General features: G+C 72.4%; 13 protein-coding genes and 1 pseudogene. 7 read left to right on the forward strand and 7 right to left on the reverse strand.

Annotated features, from left to right (window positions below; translation table 11 throughout):
- The first annotated feature begins 1 nt into the window (after position 1).
- Entirely contained in the window at positions 2–286 is a 285-nt protein-coding gene (locus AB0G10_RS19670) for a WXG100 family type VII secretion target (RefSeq protein ID WP_360923272.1), read from the forward strand.
- A gap of 156 nt (positions 287–442) precedes the next feature.
- Positions 443–1798, forward strand: a complete 1356-nt coding sequence (locus AB0G10_RS19675) for a S8 family serine peptidase (protein WP_360923275.1) — start codon at positions 443–445, stop codon at positions 1796–1798.
- Between the two features lie 293 nt (positions 1799–2091).
- Here AB0G10_RS19675 and eccB read toward each other — a convergent pair whose 3' ends face one another.
- Positions 2092–3513, reverse strand: coding sequence for a type VII secretion protein EccB (eccB, locus tag AB0G10_RS19680; RefSeq protein ID WP_360923278.1), 1422 nt, complete (start codon positions 3511–3513; stop codon positions 2092–2094).
- Between the two features lie 4 nt (positions 3514–3517).
- Positions 3518–4900: a type VII secretion integral membrane protein EccD gene (gene eccD, locus AB0G10_RS19685; RefSeq protein ID WP_360923281.1), complete on the reverse strand. Its 1383-nt coding sequence runs from the start codon at positions 4898–4900 to the stop codon at positions 3518–3520.
- Positions 4901–4988: 88 nt separating this feature from the next.
- Here eccD and eccCa point away from each other — a divergent pair, with 88 nt between their 5' ends.
- Entirely contained in the window at positions 4989–8921 is a 3933-nt protein-coding gene (eccCa, locus tag AB0G10_RS19690) for a type VII secretion protein EccCa (protein WP_360923284.1), read from the forward strand.
- 13 nt (positions 8922–8934) lie between these two features.
- On the opposite strand, the gene AB0G10_RS19695 is transcribed toward eccCa, so the two are convergent.
- The gene (locus AB0G10_RS19695) at positions 8935–9570 is read right to left on the reverse strand and encodes a hypothetical protein (RefSeq protein ID WP_360923287.1); all 636 of its coding nucleotides are present in this window, start codon (positions 9568–9570) and stop codon (positions 8935–8937) included.
- 243 nt (positions 9571–9813) lie between these two features.
- Between AB0G10_RS19695 and AB0G10_RS19700 the strand changes: the two genes are divergently transcribed.
- Positions 9814–10092 carry a hypothetical protein gene (locus tag AB0G10_RS19700; protein ID WP_360923290.1) on the forward strand — a complete coding sequence of 93 codons (279 nt, stop codon included), beginning with the start codon at positions 9814–9816 and terminating at the stop codon, positions 10090–10092.
- Here the strand turns inward: AB0G10_RS19700 and AB0G10_RS19705 are convergent.
- The 3 genes from AB0G10_RS19705 to AB0G10_RS19715 all read right to left on the reverse strand — a co-directional run bounded on the left by AB0G10_RS19705 (position 10056) and on the right by AB0G10_RS19715 (position 14332).
- Positions 10056–11393, reverse strand: coding sequence for a type VII secretion protein EccE (locus AB0G10_RS19705; RefSeq protein ID WP_360923292.1), 1338 nt, complete (start codon positions 11391–11393; stop codon positions 10056–10058). The genes AB0G10_RS19700 and AB0G10_RS19705 overlap by 37 nt on opposite strands.
- A 308-nt stretch (positions 11394–11701) precedes the next feature.
- A complete protein-coding gene (locus AB0G10_RS19710) occupies positions 11702–13339 on the reverse strand; it encodes a right-handed parallel beta-helix repeat-containing protein (protein WP_360923295.1) in 1638 nt (545 codons plus the stop codon).
- Positions 13340–13639: 300 nt separating this feature from the next.
- Positions 13640–14332, reverse strand: coding sequence for a DUF4191 domain-containing protein (locus tag AB0G10_RS19715; RefSeq protein WP_360923298.1), 693 nt, complete (start codon positions 14330–14332; stop codon positions 13640–13642).
- Between the two features lie 180 nt (positions 14333–14512).
- Between AB0G10_RS19715 and AB0G10_RS19720 the strand changes: the two genes are divergently transcribed.
- Together AB0G10_RS19720 and AB0G10_RS19725 are read left to right on the forward strand one after the other, a co-directional pair.
- On the forward strand, positions 14513–14665 hold the full coding sequence (locus AB0G10_RS19720) for a hypothetical protein (protein WP_360923301.1): 153 nt from the start codon (positions 14513–14515) through the stop codon (positions 14663–14665).
- Between the two features lie 44 nt (positions 14666–14709).
- Complete coding sequence (locus AB0G10_RS19725; RefSeq protein ID WP_360923304.1) at positions 14710–17511, forward strand: AAA family ATPase; 2802 nt, start codon at positions 14710–14712, stop codon at positions 17509–17511.
- 132 nt (positions 17512–17643) lie between these two features.
- Here AB0G10_RS19725 and AB0G10_RS19730 read toward each other — a convergent pair.
- Positions 17644–17898 (reverse strand): annotated as a pseudogene (locus AB0G10_RS19730) (hypothetical protein); the annotation flags it as partial.
- A gap of 201 nt (positions 17899–18099) precedes the next feature.
- On the opposite strand from AB0G10_RS19730, the gene AB0G10_RS19735 reads away from it, so the two are divergent.
- Positions 18100–18303 carry a hypothetical protein gene (locus AB0G10_RS19735; protein WP_360923307.1) on the forward strand — a complete coding sequence of 68 codons (204 nt, stop codon included), beginning with the start codon at positions 18100–18102 and terminating at the stop codon, positions 18301–18303.
- The last annotated feature ends 50 nt before the right edge of the window (positions 18304–18353 follow it).

Here is an 18353-nt window from a genome sequence, read left to right on the forward strand (position 1 = left end):
AATGAACATCACCTACAACTTCGGCCAGATCACCGAGGCGTCCGCCTCGATCAACACCTTCCAGAACCAGATGGACCAGCAGCTCAACGACCTGTACACGGCGTTCACGCAGCTCTTCGCCGCGGACTGGACCGGCGCGGCCGGCACCGCCTGCGACGAGGCGCGGCAGAAGTGGAACCAGGGCGCCACCGAGATCAAGGCGGCGCTGGCGAGCGTGGGCGTCAAGCTCGGCGCCTCGTCGGAGCGGATGCAGCAGGTCGATCAGCAGATCGCCGCCGGCATGTGATGAGCGCGGTGGTGGGCGACGGGTCGCCGGTGTGAGGCCGGCGGCCGGTCCGCCCCGCAATTTGAGTGAGGCGTCGCAAACCGGGCGTGACTGAGACCTGGATGGGAAGTCGTCATGAGGCACACGGGATTCGCTGTCGTCGCCGCGCTGCTTGTCGTGCTCGTGCCGGCTCCGGCCCAGGCGGCGCAGGCGGCCCAGGCGGCGCGGCCGGCCCAGGAGGTGCAGGCGGCCCAGAAGGCCGATGGGGCGCAGGCGGTCCAGGGGGCCCAGGCGGTCCAGGCGGTTAAGGGGGCGCAGGCGGCCCGGGCGGTTAAGGGGGCGCAGGCGGCCCGGGCGGTTAAGGGGACGCAGGCTCAAGCTTTGGCCGCTCCGGGACAGAATTGCGCCGAGCCCGGTGAGTCGGACATCGCCGGCTCCTGGGCGCGCGACGCGCTCGACGCCGACTCGCTGAAGACGGTCGCTGACGGTACCGGTGCACGTGTCGCGGTCCTCTCCACCGGGGTCGACAGTGGGCAGCCGCAGTTGAGGCAGCGTGTGCTCAACGGCATCGACGCGGTCGACGGGGGATCGGCCGGTGACGACTGCACCGGTACGGGCACGCAGGTGGCAGGGGTGATCGTGGGCCGGCCCGGCGACGACGAGGGCATCACCGGGTTGGCGCCTGATTCGCGCGTTCTGCCTATTCGGGTGCAGCTTGACGACCCGGTCGGCTCGGAGATCGACCCGGACACGCTGGCGACCGGGATTGATCAGGCGGTCGGTAACGGGGCTGACGTCGTGGTCGTGGTCAGTCCGGTCTACGAGGACGATCGGGATCTCGAAGCCGCCGTCGCGGCCGCGGTCGACCAGGGTGTCGTCGTCGTGGCGGCTGCCGGGGATCTCGGCGGGGCCGACGAAGGGAATCCGACGCCGTATCCGGCCGCCTATCGGGACGTGATCGGCGTGGGTGCGATCGACCAGAACGGCCGGATCTGGCCGGAATCGCAGCGTGGGGATTTCGTCGATCTGGTGGCTCCCGGCGTCGCGGTTCCGACCCTGCAGACCGGGCGGGGGATCGTCGAGGTAACCGGTACCGGGGTGGCGGCCGGGTTCGTCGGCGCCACCGCCGCGCTGGTGCACGATCGGCGGCCGGATCTCAGTACGCGCGAGGTCGTGCGGCTGCTGACCGGCACGGCCGGGCCGGCGCCGGCGGGTCCCGCGTTCGGCGCCGGGGTGATCGATCCGATGGCGGCGATCACCGGTCAGCTGGTTCCGCCGGAGAGCCGTGCCTTGCCGGGTGTGCAAGCCGTCTCGCCCGAGGACACCGGGGTGGAGAGTCGCCGCCGGGCTTACGCCCTGGTCGGGGCGCTTGTCGCGAGCCTTCTCGCCGTCGCTGTGGTGATCGCCGCGGCCGCTATGCGCCGCAGCCGACGACGGGGATGGCGTCCCGGTGTGGCGCCTGCGCTTCCCGCGCGGGTGGAGCCGCTCGAGCCCGGCCCGCCGATCATGCTCCTCGACGATGCGATCCGCTGATGGACTGCGGCTCCCGACTCCCATGTTTCGGGCTCCGAGGGGTGGCGAGCTTCGGGGAAGAGCTCCGGGACGGCGGACTGCGGGTGCCGGGCTGGGGGTCGGGGCGTGGGCTCCGAGGGTGGCGAGCTTTGGGGAGGGCTCCGAGACGGCGGACTGCGGGCGCCGGCTGTGGGTTCGGGGCGCGCGCTTTGGGGCTGCGGGCCTCGGGTGGCGCGCTCCGGTGAGGGCGCGGGCTTCGGGGCTGCGAGCCTTGAGATCTGCGGCCACGGCGCTGAGGACTTTGGTAGGGGCGGTCAGTCCACTGTGGCGGATACCGGCTTCAGGGCTTCGGCGGGATCCAGGGTCACTCCGGCCGGGATGGCGTTCAGTAGCGGAGTGGGGATCTCGGTGGCGTTCTGAGGGGCGTATCCGAGCAGTGCGGCCACGTCGGGGTCGGCGAGGGGGTGGCGGACTCCCAGGTCGGTGATGAGTTGGAGACCTCCCGCCGAGCGGATGAGTTCGAAGCGGCCCGGGGGGACCTGCACGGCGTCGGCCAGGGCTTCGCCCTGGGAAGTGGCGCCCTCCGTCGGCACCGCGGTGGAGAGGGCCGCGGCGGGGACGTCGATCAGCACGGTCGGCGGGTTCGGGGAGTTCTGGGTCACTGCGCAGGCCGCCGTACCCTGGCTGATCGCTGCCAGATCGGGGACCTGCTGCGGGCCCTGCACTGCCGGGTCGGCGTCGGGGTCGAGGGGCTGCGGGTCGAAACGGGCCACGTCGGCCGCGGAGATCTCCTGCGGGTCGGCGGGGAAGGCGGCGTTCAGGACGGCCTGCTGGAGGGGCGTGATCGGGGCCAGTCTGTCGTCGAGGACCAGGTAGAACTGGCGGCCGTTGCCGGTCTCGTTGAAGAGCACGTCGCCGTTGTCGAAACCGTCCACGGCGTTCGAGGCCTCGCCGCGGTCGTCCACGTCTATCGGGGCGATGTCGGCGCCGGTGGGCAGCGCGTTCAGCCAGGCCACGCTTACCGGGGTCGGTGACACCGCGCCGAAGAGGGCCGGGACGGTGACCCGCGCGTTCCGGATCAGGTGCTTGCGGCCCTGCCAGACCAGGTTGGCGCCGCCGGCCGGATCACCCGCCACCAGAAGAGCCCGATCACCGAGCGGAGCCCCACCCGAGCCGGCGCCACCCGAGCCGGCGCCACCCGGGCCGGCACCGTCAGCACCGGAATCGGCAGGAGAAGAACCGACAAGCAACACCGACCGCGGCGGATCCTCCGGGACCGCGCACATCGACCACGGCAACCGAACCTGCTGGTCAGCGTTGGGCAGCGAGGCCGGCGCCCCCGCGATCCCGATCGTCACGCCGCGCGGCACGTCGGTCAGGGACTTCGCGACCACCCGGAACACCTGCGGGTTCGGCCTCCCCGCCGCCAGCTTCGCCGAGGTGAAGTTGAGGGCCGGGTGAAGCTTGTCGCGGAGGTAGACGAAACTGGCGCCGGTCTCCCGCTCCACCACGACCGAGCCGTCCTCCTGCCACTGGTCGGGGCCGCTGCGGGTCAGGACGCCGTAGATGCCGTACACGGCGGCCACCAGGACCGCGATCATGAGGCCGCCGAAGAGGGCGCCGATGCCGCGGCGCAGCGGGGACTGGGCCGGATCGGTCTCGCGCATGACGAAGGCGGAGATCACCCGCTGGTTCATGAACTGGTAGGACTGGAGCTGGTCGCGGCGGGAGGTCACGGCCTCACCCGCCGATCGAGGCGAACAGGCCGCGGATCTCGTCGTAGACGCCGATGACGGCGCAGGCCAGCGGGATCAGCGCCATGATCGCGACCACGTCGAGGATGTCGGCGGCGCGGCCGAGGTAGGGCGACGGCGGGCGTCTGCTGAAGACGAGCGCGGCGGGCAGGGCGATCGCGGCGGCGAGCAGGGCGCCGGCGAGCAGCGCGTAACCCGGGACCGTGCCGGTGACGACCGGGCCGGCGCCGAGGCCGGCCAGACAGGCGAAGCCCGCCACCAGCAGAGGAACGCGCTGCGGGGCGGTCGGCAGCAGCCTCGCGCGGAGCAGCAGGGCGGCCACCGCGGCGACCATGAGCAGCACCGAGGAGACGGTGGGGCCGGAGAGGGCCAGGTACGTCATCGCCACGAAGCTGCACAGCGCGGCCGAGAGGAGCAGGCCGGTGAGCACCTCGGCGGAGCGGACCACGGCGGCGAAGACGTCTTCGCGGCGGGGGACCGGCTTGTCGTCGAGGATCTCCTCGGCGCGGTTCGGCAGTTCCGGATAGGGCAGGCGGCCGAGCCAGCCGGACAGGACCGGGTAGGCCGGGAGCAGGCCGATCGCCGCGGTCAGCGCCACCGCGGCGGCGCCCTCGGCGGACATCCCGGCCAGCGCCAGCGAGGCGGCGAGCAGACCGGTCAGGCCGGCCGCCATCCCGGCCACGAAGAGCCGGGTCAGGCCGGCCACGCCGACGTGGCCGAGGACGCTCAGCACCAGCAGGGTGGACGAGCCGAGCAGCAGGCCGGGCGCGCCGATCCCGGGCGCCGCGAGCAGCCAGGCGCCGCCGAGGAACGCGTACGGCAGACCGGACGCCGCCACGATCGCGCCCGCCCCGGCGTCGCCGGCCGCCCGGGAGAGCAGGATGCCGGCCACGACCAGGACCACGCCGACGGCGAGGGCGATCGACGCGGTGAGCACCCACGGTGGACCGTCGGCGGCCAGGCCACCGATGCCGAGCAGCAGCGCGCCCGCCGTGACGGCCAGGCCGCAGCGGCGGGTCTGGCTGTCGCTCCAGGTGTGGCCGGCCCGCCGGGAACCGCTCGCGATCACCTCGACCACGTCGTCGTAGGCGAGCTCGGGCCAGTCCTCGCGGGCCGGGCTCAGATGCAGCAGTTCGCCGTCGCGGACGCCCTGGGCGGCGAGATTGCGGCCCGGTTCGAGGGCGGTCCCGGTGGCGCGGCGCAGCACCCAGCCGCCGGTGAGGTCGGCCGGCTCCTCCGGCGAGGCGTGCCGGAGCAGATGGGGGAGAAGTTCGGCGACCAGCATGTTGTCGGGCAGAGCGAGATCCATGCGGCGGGTCGGCGCGGCGACGGTGACCCGGGCCAGGCTGGGGCTCCCCGATGCGGTCATGATCACTCCCTGCATCACCGCGAGCACGAGAGGTAAGGCTAACAGCACAGAGGACGGATAATATTGACGCGAAGCGTGAGGAGCCCGTGTGACCGTCACGATCATCAAGCGCCCGCCGCGCCGCCCGGCGCCCGCCATGCCCGCCGGTGAAGTGCTGCTCGAGCCCCCGCCCGAGGTCCCGCAGCCCAGCGGCAAGGCCTGGACGCGGATGCTGATGATCCTGCCGATGGGCGCCGGCGCGGGCGCGATGGCCCTGATGATGGGCGCCGGCCGGGGCGGGCCGATCACCTATGTGGCCGGTGCGATGTACGGTGTCTCGATCCTCGGCATGATCGCCATGATGGCCGCGAACACGAGCGGCCCCGGCAAGCGCGAGATGATCGAGGCGCGCCGGCAGTACCTGCGTCATCTCTCCCAGTTGCGGGCCCAGCTGCGCACCACGATCAAGCAGCAGCGGGAGGCGCTCTACTACCGCAACCCCGACCCGGAGACGCTGTGGGGCTTCATCGACAGCGGCCGGCTCTGGGAGCGCCGGCGCGGCGACGCCGACTTCAGCGTGGTCCGGATCGCGGTCGGCGCGCAGGAGGTGGCGACCCGGCTCGTGCCGCCGCAGACCCGGCCGGTCGACGAGCTGGAGCCGCTCTGCGCCACGGCGCTGCGGCGATTCGTCACCGCGTACTCGGTAGTTCCAGATCTTCCGGTGTCGGTGTCGCTGCGCGACTTCTCGCGCATCTACGTCAGGGGCGGTGAGCCTGAGGCCTTCGCCCGCGCGCTGATCGCCCAGATGGTGGTCTTCCACGCCCCCGACGACCTGCGGATCGGCATCTGCGTGCCGGACGACCGCCGGTCGCGGTGGGAGTGGGCGAAGTGGCTGCCGCACGCCCAGCACCCCGGCAAGACCGACGCGGTGGGCCCGGTGCGGCTGGTCGCGCCGAGCATCCCGGCACTCGAGGCGATGCTCGACGACGTACTGCTGAACCGGCCGCGCTTCGACCCCGGCACGATCCAGAACCCGCACGTCGTGGTGATCATCGACGGCGGTTCGACGGCCGGCTCGGACCACCTCATGACCGAGGGCGGCGTGGCCGGTGTGACCCTGCTCGACCTCTCGGTGCCGCCGCCCCGGCTGCTCGACGACAGCTCGGTGGTGCTCGACATCGCCGCGGACGGGACGGTCACCGGCACCACGATGGACGGTCCGGCCGAGGTGGGCCGGGCGGACGCGCTCGGTCTCGAACAGGCGGAGGTGCTGGCCCGCGAACTCGCCCCGCTGCGACTCTCGGCCGCCTCCTTCGCCGACCAACCGGCCGTGTCGCAGGACATGGGCCTCTCCGAACTGCTCGCCGTCGCCGACCCGTACAAAATAGATCTTGAAAGGCATTGGGCCAGTCGCCCCAATCGTGACCGTCTGCGGGTTCCGATCGGGGTGGGTCTGGACGGCAGGCCCATCGAGCTCGACCTCAAGGAGTCGGCGCAGGACGGCATGGGCCCGCACGGTCTGCTGGTCGGCGCGACCGGTTCCGGCAAGTCGGAGCTGCTGCGCACGCTGGTGCTCGCGCTCGGCCTCACGCACAGCCCGGAGATCCTCAACTTCGTGCTCGTCGACTTCAAGGGCGGCGCCACGTTCGCCTCGCTGGACCGGCTGCCGCACACCGCCGCGATGATCACGAACCTGGAGGACGAGCTCCCCCTCGTCGACCGGATGCTCGGCGCGATCTCCGGTGAGCTGAACCGGCGCCAGGAGCTGCTGCGCAAGGCCGGCAACTACGCCTCACAGCGCGACTACGAGCGGGCGCGGTCGGCCGGGGTGCCGCTCGCGCCGCTGCCCAGCCTGCTCTTCATCGTCGACGAGTTCTCCGAGCTGCTCAGCGCCCGGCCCGACTTCATCGACATGTTCGTCCAGATCGGACGCGTCGGCCGCTCGCTCGGCATCCATCTGCTGCTCGCCTCGCAGAAGCTGGAGGAGGGGCGGCTGCGCGGCCTCGAATCGCACCTCTCCTATCGGATCGGCCTGCGCACGTTCTCGTCGATGGAGAGCCGGGCGGTTCTGGGGGCGCCCGATGCGTACGAGCTGCCGCGCTCGCCCGGCCACGGCTACCTCCGCACCGGCACCGAGGGTCTGATCAGGCTCAAGGCGGCGTACGTCTCCGGCCCGGTCCGCAGGGACGGGGCGCCGGTGGCCGGAGCTACTGAAGCGAGCGATCCGATCCGGGAGTACTCGACGTTCTACGCGGCTTCCCTGCGGAATGAGTCGGAAAAGTCCGTACAAAAAGAGCCGGCGAAGGTCGAGGAGGGCGGCGACACGCTCCTCGAAGTGCTGGTCCGGCAGATGGAGAACCAGGGCGCCGCCGCACACGAGGTCTGGCTTCCCCCGCTCGACACGGCGCCCACCCTCGGCCAGATGCTGCCGCCCGCCGTCACGATGCCCGACCGCGGGCTCACCGTCGACGCCGCCGACCGGTTCGGATCACTCCACGCACTCGGCGGCATCGTCGACAAGCCGTTCGAGCAACGCCGCGACCCCCTCTGGCTCGACCTGTCCGGGGCGGCCGGCAACGTCGTCGTGGTCGGCGCCGCACAATCCGGAAAATCAAACCTCCTGCGTACGCTCATAGCCTCCCTGGCTTTGACCCACACGCCGCGCGAGGTCCAGTTCTACGGCCTCGACTTCGGTGGCGGGCCGCTCGGCGCGCTCGCCGACCTGCCGCACGTCGGCGGCGTGGCGACCCGCCGCGACGTCGACCGGGTGCGCCGGACCATCGCCGAACTGCACGGCCTCATGCGGGCCCGGGAGGACCTCTTCGCCCGGGAGAACGTCGAGGGCGCGGCGGCATACCGGCGGTCCAAGGCGCAGGGCCGGTTCGGCGAGGACCCGTTCGGCGACGTCTTCCTCGTGGTCGACGGGTGGGCGACGCTGCGGTCCGAGTTCGAGGACCTGGAAGCGACGGTCCACGAGATCGCCAACCGCGGCCTCGGCTTCGGCATCCACATCCTCGCCGCCACCAACCGCTGGATGGACATCCGCCCGCAGATCCGCGACGTCTTCGGCACCCGCCTCGAACTGCGGCTCGGCGAACCCAGTGACTCGGCCATCAACCGGCGGGAAGCCGTCAACGTGCCCGAGTCGGCGCCCGGCCGCGGCCTCACCCCGGACGGCTACCACTTCCTCGCGGCGCTGCCCCGGATCGACCGCGAGCAGCGCGTCGACGACCTCGCCGACGCGGTCGCCGAACTGGTCAAACACTCCACCGAGCACTGGACCGGCGCGCCGGCGCCGCGGGTGCGCCTGCTGCCGGCGGAGCTTCCGTACGAGAACCTGCCGCCCGCCGACGGCGAGAAGATCCCGATCGGCATCGCCGAGAACGACCTCCAGCCGGTCTGGCTCGACTTCGACAACGAGCCGCACGCGCTGCTCTTCGGCGACGTCGAGTCCGGCAAGAGCTCGTTCCTGCGCAGCCTCGCCAAGTCGATCGCGGCGAGCCACACCCCGGCGCAGGCCCGCATCCTCCTCGTCGATCTGCGGCGCAGCCTGCTCGGCTGCGTCCCGGCCGAGCACACCGTCGGGTACGGGACGTCCGCCCAGGTCACCACCGACCTGATCAACCAGGTGGCGGTCGCCATGCGGGAACGGCTGCCCGGACCGGACGTCACCCCGGAGATGCTGGCGAGCCGCAGCTGGTGGAAGGGGCCGCAGCTGTACGTCCTGGTCGACGACTACGACCTGGTCGGCCAGGCGCCCCTCCAGCCGCTCCTCGAGTTCCTGCCGCAGGCCCGCGACATCGGCCTGCACGTCGTGCTCACGCGCCGGACCGGCGGGGCTTCGCGGGCGCTCTTCGAGCCGATCGTGAGCCGCATCCGCGAGCTCGCGTCGCCGGGGATCCTGATGTCCGGGCCGCGCGAGGAGGGTGCGATCTTCGGCAACCTGAAGCCGCAGCCGCTGCCGCCCGGCCGCGCCTGGATGGTGACGCGCAGGCACGGGGCTCGGCTCGTGCAGCTGGCCTGGAGCCCGCCCGCTCGCTAGGTCCGTCCGCTTTTCAGCGTCTCGGCAGGCCCAGGTGCTGCTGCTCCACATCGGTCTGGCCGAGCTGCACGAACCGGTCCGGGCCGTCGCCGACCAGCGCCACCATGTCGTCCGTCATGAACTGCAGCAGCCGCCCGTTCTGCTGGTCGAGCCGCAGCGTCGCGGCCGCGAGCGTCGCCTCGTCGCCGCCCAGCCGCTGCATCAGCGTCATGCCCGCCTCCTGCAGCGTCGCGACACCCGGCCGATCCAGCTGCCGCAGCACCGTGAGCTGCGTCGTCCACGGCCCGAGCGGGGGAGCGGTGGCCGGACCGGTCACGCCCAGGTCATAGACGATCAGCGCCGGCGTCTGCGGGGTACCCGGCGGCAGCGTGTCCGGTTCGCCCGCCAGCACGGTGAGCCGGTGGTACTGCCCGGTCGCCCGCTCGCCGAAGCCCGACCACGCGCGCTGCTCGGTCGTCACCACCATGACCCGCGCGCCGATCGCGAAAGCTCTGAAGATCAAGAGCTGCGCGGCCCAGACGCCGCCGATCAGGGCGAGGCGCGCCGGGCTCGGATCGAAGAGCTTCAGATGTACGGGGGCCTGCTGCCGGCTGTGGCCGAGCAGAAGTCCGGCAGCGGCCCGGTCCGGATGCTGAGGTGCGGCCGTCAACCGGCGCAGGGCGGGCCTCGGGATCGCATGCCAGCCGATGCGCAGGCGGGACGTGCGCCCGGACGGTCCGGTGGGGTCGGCCGGGTCGTCGGTCTGCGGCGGTCGTGGCGGGCGTCCCGGCCGGTGGGGTGCCGCCGTTTCGGTGCGGAAGGCGTTCGGGGCCGGGGCCTGGGCTGGGGCCTGAGCCTGGGCTGGCGGCGCGGCGGCGCTCGCGGCGACCTGCTGGGCCGCGGGATGGTGGGCTTGGAACTGTTGAGCCGGGAACTGTTGAGCCGGGAACTGTTGAGCCGGGAAATGCTGGGGTGCCGGCTGCTGGGGCGCTTGCTGCTGGCCGGGGAATTGCTGGGGCGCTGGTTGCTGGGGCGCTTGCTGCTGGGCCGGGAGAGGCTGGGGCGCTGGTTGCTCGGCCGCGGACCGTTGAGCTGGGAATTGCTGGCCGGGGAACTGCTCCGGGTTTTCTCGCTGCGGGCGGCTGTGGGGTTCCGTCATCCTGCGCCGCCTCCTGTCGGGGCTGTCGCGTAGGCCGCTATGCCCTGCTCGCCGTCGAGCGACCGCAGTTCGGCGCCGGCTCGGCGGGCGCCCTCGCGCAACACCTCGCCCAGGGCGTCGAGGTCGGCGTCGGGGCGGGTGGACAGGCGGATGAGCGCGCGGATCGCGATGTCGTCGGCGTGGGTGGCGTCGAGGATCAGCGCGACGCTGGTCTGCGAGGCCGGGGCGGCGGACGCCCAGGAGAGCAGTGGACCCATGTCGGTGACCGATTCCGGCCAGGTCTCCAGCCAGTAGGTGCGGTGGATCAGGTGGTGGGAGCGCCAGTGGTTCCACTCCTCGGCCACCTCGGCCGGGTACGGGTCGCTCACGTCGATGTCGCAGGATCGGGCGAGGGTGGCGAGCAGCTCACCGGCGTCGAGCACGCGGTTCGGGATGCCCTGGCGGCGCAGCGTCGTGGCCAGCTTGCGGGTCAGGGCGGCGGTGAGCCGGGCCGCCTCGGACGGGTCGGTGGTGTGGTCCATCACGGACTCGGCGAGGGCCTTCGCGTCGAGCCGGACACTCAGCGACGACTCCCGGTGCGCGGGGGCGCCGTCGCCGAACAGGCGGTAGGACGTGATGGCCGGCGACGTGGGCGGCAGGTCCGGGGTGGGGGCCGGGACCGTGTGGGTGACCAGTTCCAGGGTCAGGCCGGGCTGATCGGTGGCGGCCAGGGCGGCGATCAGGGTGTCGAGCGGTACCGGGCCGGGCTCGTCGAGGGCCACCACCCCGAACCAGCCGGCCTCGTCGCGGGCCACACCGGTCGGCTTCTCGTCGCCGCCGGTCGTCGTGCCGTCGCCACTCGTCGTGGTGCCCTCGCCGATCGCTGTCGTGCTCAGATTGGTTGCCGTCACGCTCAGGCCGGTCGTGCCGGTTTCCCTGGTGGCCTGGCCTGTGGTGGTCGTGTGGACGTCGCGGATCCTCAGGCCGGGGGCGATGGTGCGGAGGGCGGCGAGTACCGGTCCGGCCTCGGCTTCGCGCCGTGCGGAACGGCGGCGCCGGTGGTCCCGGGTCAGGGCTCGGTGTTCCAGCCACCAGCGGTCGTGGCCGCGGGCGAAGAAGACGAACAGCAGCGCGGCGGCCGCGACCGTGGTGACCAGGGCCGGGATGACGCCCTGGGTGGCGGCCGCGACGATGCCGAGGAGGGAGCCCTCGGCCACCAGGATCTGGGCGAGGCTGAGGGGTCCCAGGTGTCCGCGCCGGGGTATCGCCGTGACCGTCTCCTCGGGCACCGCCGTCGGCTTGGGTGGGCGCTGGGGTGGCGGGCCCTGCATGACTCCTCGGGCGGAGTGCGGCATCGGACCTGTCTGCGGCGGCCAGGGCCTCGCCTGGCCCGTGCTGAGAGGGACACCGGCTCCGACCGTGGGTGGGCGGGGGCCGTTCGGAGGGCGCGGACCGTGGGGCGGCGGGCCGGAGGGCTGGTGGCCGCTCGGTGGCTGTCCGGGCACGCCGTAGCCCGGCACGCCGTAGCCCGGCACGCCGTAGCCCGGCACGCCGTAGCCCGGCTCGCCGTGCCCTGGATGCGCCACGTCCGCTCCCTACGATCCGTAGTGGGGACATCCTATCCAGGTAATCATGATCGTCATTGCCCTCGTCACCCGGGCGGTCATCGCGTCGCGGCTCTCAGGTCGTCGAGCATGAGGGTTCGCAGGTCGTCGCGGCTCGGCATGCGGCCCAACGCCCGGAGCCGGCCGGACTGGGCCTTGCGCATGCCCTCGAGCAGCTTGCGGGCCTCGCGCGCGTTGCCGAAGTTGCGGTCGCGCTCGAGGTGGGTGAAGTGCTCGTGCAGGGCCGTCGGCAGGCCGGCCGCGAAGATGTAGTCGTCGTTGCGCGCGATCCGGTCGGCGATCATCACGAGTTCGTCGGGGCCGTAGTTCTCGAACTCGAGGGTCTTCGCGAACCGGGAGGCCAGGCCCGAGTTGGCGTCGAGGAAGTCGGACATCTCCTTCGTGTAGCCGGCGACGATGACCGCCACCTGATCGCGGTGGTCCTCCATCAGCTTCACGAGCGTGTCGATCGCCTCCTGGCCGAAGTCGGCCGTGGCGCCGCCGGCCCGGGCCAGGGTGTAGGCCTCGTCGATGAAGAGGACGCCGCCCATCGCCTCCTCGAAGACCGAGGTGGTCTTCTCGGCGGTGTGGCCGATGTATTGCCCCACCAGGTCGCGCCGGGACACCTCGCGGAACTGGCCGTTCGGGAGCACGCCCAGCGCCTTCAGCAGTTGGCCGTAGACGCGGGCCACCGTCGTCTTCCCGGTGCCCGGCGCGCCCGTGAAGATCAGGTGGTGGCTGACCGCGCCGACGCTCAGCCCGGCGGTGCGCCGCCACTCGTTCACCTGGATCTCGTCGATCAGCGCGCGGACCTCGCCCTTCACCCCGGCCAGGCCGATCATCGAGTCGAGCTGGGTGAGCAGCCGGTCGACAGCGGCGGCGTCCTGCGTCGTGCCGGCCGAGCGGAGTGGGGCGCCGCTCTCGTTCAGCGTCACGGTCGCGGTCGCCGCCGGGTCGACGAGCACGGCCGGGTCGGCCGTCTGCTCCACCCGGCACTGGTCGACCACGGCCGTGCAGCCCGGGCCGATCACGATGCCCGGGCCGCGCGTCTCGTGCACCCAGGTCTCCACGATCCGCGGCTGGCTGCCGTGCGCTGCCACGATGCCGGCGTCGCCGGTGCCGGAGACGTCGCAGCGCTCGATCACCGGACGGCCGGACTGGTAGACGTAGATCCCGCGGTATCCGCACTCGGCCACCGTCGTGCCGCGCAGCACCGGGTCGGCGCCGAGCCGCACGATGACGCCGTCGTCGGAGATGCCGCGCACCTCGCTCGACTCCACGGCGCCGCCCGCGTCGGAGAAGACGAAGCCGTACTGGGCCCGCAGGACGCGCACCTCGCCGGCCTCGACGACCGCGCCGTCGGTGGCCTGCACCCCGGCGCCGAACCCGGCGGTGATCTCGCACTGCCGGAGGACGAGCCGCCCGCCCGCGACGGTGACAGCGGCATAGTCGCCGGAGGACAGCGTCATGCCCTCGACGGACACCTCACTGGCGGACATCTCGAGCGCCGGGCCGTCCAACCCGGACGCGTCGAGGACCGCCTCGCCGCCGCCCCGGATCGTCAGCCGCCGGCCGCGGATCTCGAGGCGTTCCCGATAGGTGCCGGGCGCGAGCGCGATGACCGCCCCGTCCGGCGCCACCTCGAGGGCGTCGCGCACGGTCGGATAGCTGCCGGGGACCGCCAGGGTGCTGACCACGGGCGAACTCCTTCGGGTGTCCGGTTCGGCCCACCGCCGCCGGAGGAACGCGTCTCCCGAGGTTAACGCCCCGGCCCGATCATGGAGAGGTTCGTCGATGCGTCTCTTGCGCCTGAACTCAACACGCTGGGGTGGGGCGGTTGTGGTGGAGGGAAGGCGCTATCTCACGGGACCGCGGAGGTCACCGCGGATATGGGTCGGCCCCCACCGCCTGGAGTGAGGCGCGTGGGGGCCGTGGGAAGGATGCGGGCGGATCCCGGTGGGGACGCCGTCGACCTTCGTACAGAAAATGGTTCTGAATCAACGAGGGCGCTGCTGGCGGAACGCTCCCTTGCTGGGGCGCATGTTCTTCGGGATGGCGCCCTTGGGCATCTGCGGACGGGCCATCAGGGCGCCGAGGCGCTTGTCGAGGGCGTTGACGTCCTTGCCGGTGAGGTTGCGGGGGAGCTTCAGCATCGTCGAGCGCAGCTTGCGGACCGGCAGCTGGCCCTCGCCCGAGCCGATCACGTAGTCGTAGAGCGGCGCGTTGCCGATGACCTTGACGAGGCGGCGCTTCTCCTGGCCGAGCAGGCCCTTCACGCGCTGCGGGTCGCCCTCGGCGAGCAGGATGACGCCGGGGCGGCCGATCACCACGTGGACCATGTCGAACTGGGTCGTGGAGCTCGCGGCCGGGCGGACCCGCCAGTCACCGCGCATGTTCTCCATGAGCGAGGCCGCGGCGCCGGGCTGGCCCTCCGCGACGTTCATCATCGCGGTGTTCGAGCGCAGGTTGAGCACGATGAGCACGGCCAGCAGCGTCAGCAGGACGCCGACCGGGATCCACACCCAGGACCCGGAGAGGAGCACCACGAGCACGGTCAGCGCGATCGGGATCGCGACCGCTCCGATGACCAGCGGGACGAACCACTTGTCCTGCTTCGCCGTGAACGAGAACACCTGGCCGATCTGCTTCAGGCGCTCGCGAAACGACACCTTCTCCTGGGGCTTTGCCATAGCCGCAAAGTGTAGTGGTGCTCAGGTACCTTACGGCGTCCTGGGCACCTCGGGAGTCCTTTCGTAAGGAGGGTGGGGGCCGGGAATCGGGCGGCGGACCCATGTGGGGCCGGTACCTTCGCGCGAAGAGTCATGGGTGTTCCGGTTTCCCAGCGTCCTTCCCGCGTCGAGGAGCACCCGATGATCCCGTTCACCAACCCGGAGATGCAGCTCGAACTCATCCATTCGCAGGCCGCCGAGCTGGAGCGGGAGGCGTCGAAGTACCGCCTCGCCCGTTCGGTCCGGAAGATCAGACCGCGATTCAGGCGGCCGCCGAAGCAGTCGCTCTCATGATCGGCGGCGAAATCCTGTCGCACCCCCGTGGCATGCTCGGATCCATGACGGTGAGCGCGTCCAGCACGGTTCTGGTCGGCCGGGAGGCCGACCTGGCGACGCTGCACGACGCGCTCAAGAGGGTTCGCGGCGCCGAGCCGTCGGCCGTGCTGGTCGGCGGCGAGGCCGGCGTCGGCAAGACCCGGCTCGTCGAGGAGTTCTGCCGCTCGCTCGACGGCGAGCCGGTCCGCGTGCTCCACGGGCAATGCCTGGAGCTCGGCGAGGAGGGCCTGCCGTTCGCGCCGTTCGCCGCGGCGCTGCGCGAGCTGGCCCGCCGCGAGGGCTCCGGGGTGTTCGCCGGCAGGGAGTCCGAGTTCGCCCGGCTGCTGCCCGAGCTCGGCCCGCCGCCCGACCTCGCCGAGGCCCGCCGGGGTCTGCTGTTCGAGCTGGTCGGCGCGCTCTTCGCCCGGCTCGCCGAGGAGCAGCCGGTCATCCTCATGATCGAGGATCTGCACTGGGCCGACCGCTCGACCCGCGATCTCATCGGCTACCTTCTGCGCTCCGTCCGGGTCCAGCGGCTGCTGGTCATCGTCACCTACCGGACCGACGAGCTGCACCGCGGCCATCCGCTGCGGCCGTTCCTGGCCGAGCTCGACCGGGTCCGCGGCGTGCACCGGCTCGAGGTCGACCGGCTCGACCGCGACGGCACCGCCGAGCTGCTCGGCCACCTCCTCGGCGCCGAGCCCGACGCGCCCACCGTCGACGCCGTCTGCGAGCGGGCGCAGGGCATCCCGTTCTTCATCGAGCAGTTCGCCTCCTCCGCCGACCCGGGCGGCGGCGACATCCCGGAGACGCTGCGCGACCTGCTGCTCTCCCGGGTCGACCAGCTGCCCGACGGGGCTCAGCGGGTGCTGCGGGTGGGTGCGGTGGGCGGCAACCAGTTCGGCCACGAGCTGATCGCCCGGGTCGCCGGGATGGACGAGGCGGCGCTCGAGTCCGCGCTCCGGGCCACGGTGGCGGCCCAGCTGATCGTGTTCGATCCGTCCGGTGGCTACGAGTTCCGCCACGCCCTGGTCCGCGAGGCCATCCACGACGACCTGCTGCCCGGGGAGCACGCCCGGCTGCACGCACGCTACGCCGAGGCCGTCGAGGCGGAACCCCACCTGGTCGCGCCCGACCGCGCGCCCGCCGAGATCGCCCATCACTGGCACGCCGCGCACGATCATCCGCGCGCGCTGGTTGCCGCGCGTCGCGCTGCCGAGTCGGCGAGCTGCCGATATGCGTACGCGGAACAGGCCCGCCTGCTCGACCGCGTGCTGGAGCTCTGGGAGCAGGTGCCGGACGCGGCCGACCGTCTCGGCACCACCCACCTCGATCTGCTGGAGGAGGCGGCGCTCGTCGCGATCGACTCCGGTGACCACATGCGGGCGCTCAGCCTCACCCGCGCGGCGCTCGCCGACCTCGACGCCGAGGCCGAGCCGCTGCGGGCCGCCCGGCTGCTGATCCGCCGGGGCAAGCTGCTGCGCAACGCCGGCAAGAGCGACGGCGCCGCGGAGACCCGGGAGGCGCTCCGGCTGCTGCGGTCCGCGCCACATGACATGGCCTGGCTCGAACTGCTCGGCGACGTGGCCTACCAGATGTCGGCCGTCGACGGCGACGAGGCGGGGCGGATCGCGCAGGAGGTCAAGGACGCCGCCCAGGCGTTCGGCGACGAGGCCGCCCAGCTGACCGCCGACATCATCTTCGGGAAGGTGTGCGGCGGGCGGCTCAGCGCCGAGGAAGGGCTGCCGGCCATGCGCCGGGCCGTCGAGCGGGCCCGCGCCGCCGGCGACGCGCCGAACTTCGCACACGGCCTGGTCAACATCTCCGACTCGCTGTTCGAGATGGGGGCCTACGCGGATTCGGCGGCCGCCGCCCTCGAGGGCATCCCGGACGCCGACCGGGTCGGGGTGAGCCGCACGACGGGGGTCTACCTCCTCGCCAACCACGCCGAGGCGCTGATGGCCCTCGGCCGGTGGGACGAGGCCGACGCCCGGCTCGCCGAGGCCGCCCGGCAGGACCCGCCCGGCGTTCTCGCCCTGCCGTGGCTGCGGTTGCGCTCCCGGATCCGGCTCGCCCGCGGGCACCCCGGCGCGGCGGCGCTGGCCGGCCGGGCCGTGGGCTTCCTCACGAAGCCGTTCCTCAGCGCCGAGGCCCGGGTGACGCTGCTCGAGCTGCGCCTCCTCGCCGACGCCTCGGTCGCCCTGCCCTTCGCGCGGACCGCCGTCCGGGATCCCGGAGTGTTCGAGCGGCCGCGCTACGGGTGGCCCCTGCTGGTCGCGGCCGCCCGGATCGCCGACGAGCCGCTGCGCGAGTCGATCCGGGAGATCGCCGGGTCGCTGCCGGCCCGCTACCCGGCCGAGCGGGCGTGCGCTCGTGAGGTCACCGCTCTGCTCGACGGTGGGGTGGGGGCGTGGCGGGCGGCTGTCGACGCGTGGCGCCGTGACGGGCAGCCCTATCAGCTGGCCCGGGCGCTGCTGGCGTACGCCGAGGCGTCGGCCGGCGACCGCGGGGCGGCGGGGGAGGCGCTCGCGGAGGCCGTGGAGATCGGGGAACGGCTGGGGGCGGGGCCGCTCCTCGGTGAGGCGGAGGTGCTGGGGCGGCGGCTGGGGGTCCGGCCCGGGGCGGGGTCGTCGGAGCTGCTGACGGTTCGCGAGCTGGAGGTGTTGCGGCTCGTGGCCGAGGGGTTGAGCAACAGCGGGATCGCTCGGGAGTTGTTCATCTCGCCCAAGACGGCGAGTGTGCACGTTTCGCGGATTCTGGCGAAGCTGGAAGTGGGGAATCGGGTGGAGGCGGCGGTTGTGGGGCGTCGGCTGGGCCTGGTCTGAGGGGTGGTGAGACGAGTTCGACCTCGAAGCCGTCGGAGTTCTCCAGGTAGGCGGCGTGGTGGTTCGGGCCGCCGGCGTTCGGATGGCGGTCCGGGAACAGCAGGGTCCAGCCGTGCTGGGGCGCTCGCCGGGTCAGGGCGTCGACGAGGTGAGTGCCTTCCACGTGAAAGGCCAGATCGTGTGGTCGGCCTGTTCACGCCGCGGCCCTCTCGGTTCGTTCGACGAGTTCGCCGCGAAGCGGGTGCCGGCGACCGGGTGGGGTGCGTTGACCGTCCGCCACCGCTGTTGAGCGAACGCTATCGCGAGCCCGGCTGCCTCTGAGCCCGGGCCTTCGGTGGCCTTGGTGCGGTCCCGGACGGTGGCGAAGGTCGACTCAATGGGCGTTCTCCGTGTCGGTTCTGGCCGTGCCGGGGTGCAGGTCGGCCGGTCGGCGCTGACCGCGCAGGCCCTCGCCCGCTGGATCCAGCGAAGACTCCTGGTGGGTGCGGGGGAGAGCGGCCTCAAGAGCCTCGCCGCCCCGGATTTCTCAAGTGCGGCGGGACCGCGTCGATCCTCACCGGCGATCCTTCTATCGCTCGGAGGCCTGTCGTGGAATCTGCTCTTGATGTGAGCTATCAGGTGGTTGAGAACGTGTTCGGGGCCGGGAGCGGCGTGCCGTGGTGGGCCTGGGTCGCGCCCATGGTGCTGATCTTCTGGAAGATGCTCATGCCGATGGTGGCGCCGGAAACAGCCGGGGCCGGGACGGGCTCCGCGAAGAAGGACAAGAAGGACAAGAAGTCCAAGAAGAAGTGAGAACGACAGCAACCCACGGCCGGTGAAGGTCGTGGGTTGCTGTCGTTGAC

Source organism: Actinoplanes sp. NPDC023714 (genome assembly GCF_040639855.1).
Lineage (GTDB): Bacteria > Actinomycetota > Actinomycetes > Mycobacteriales > Micromonosporaceae > Actinoplanes.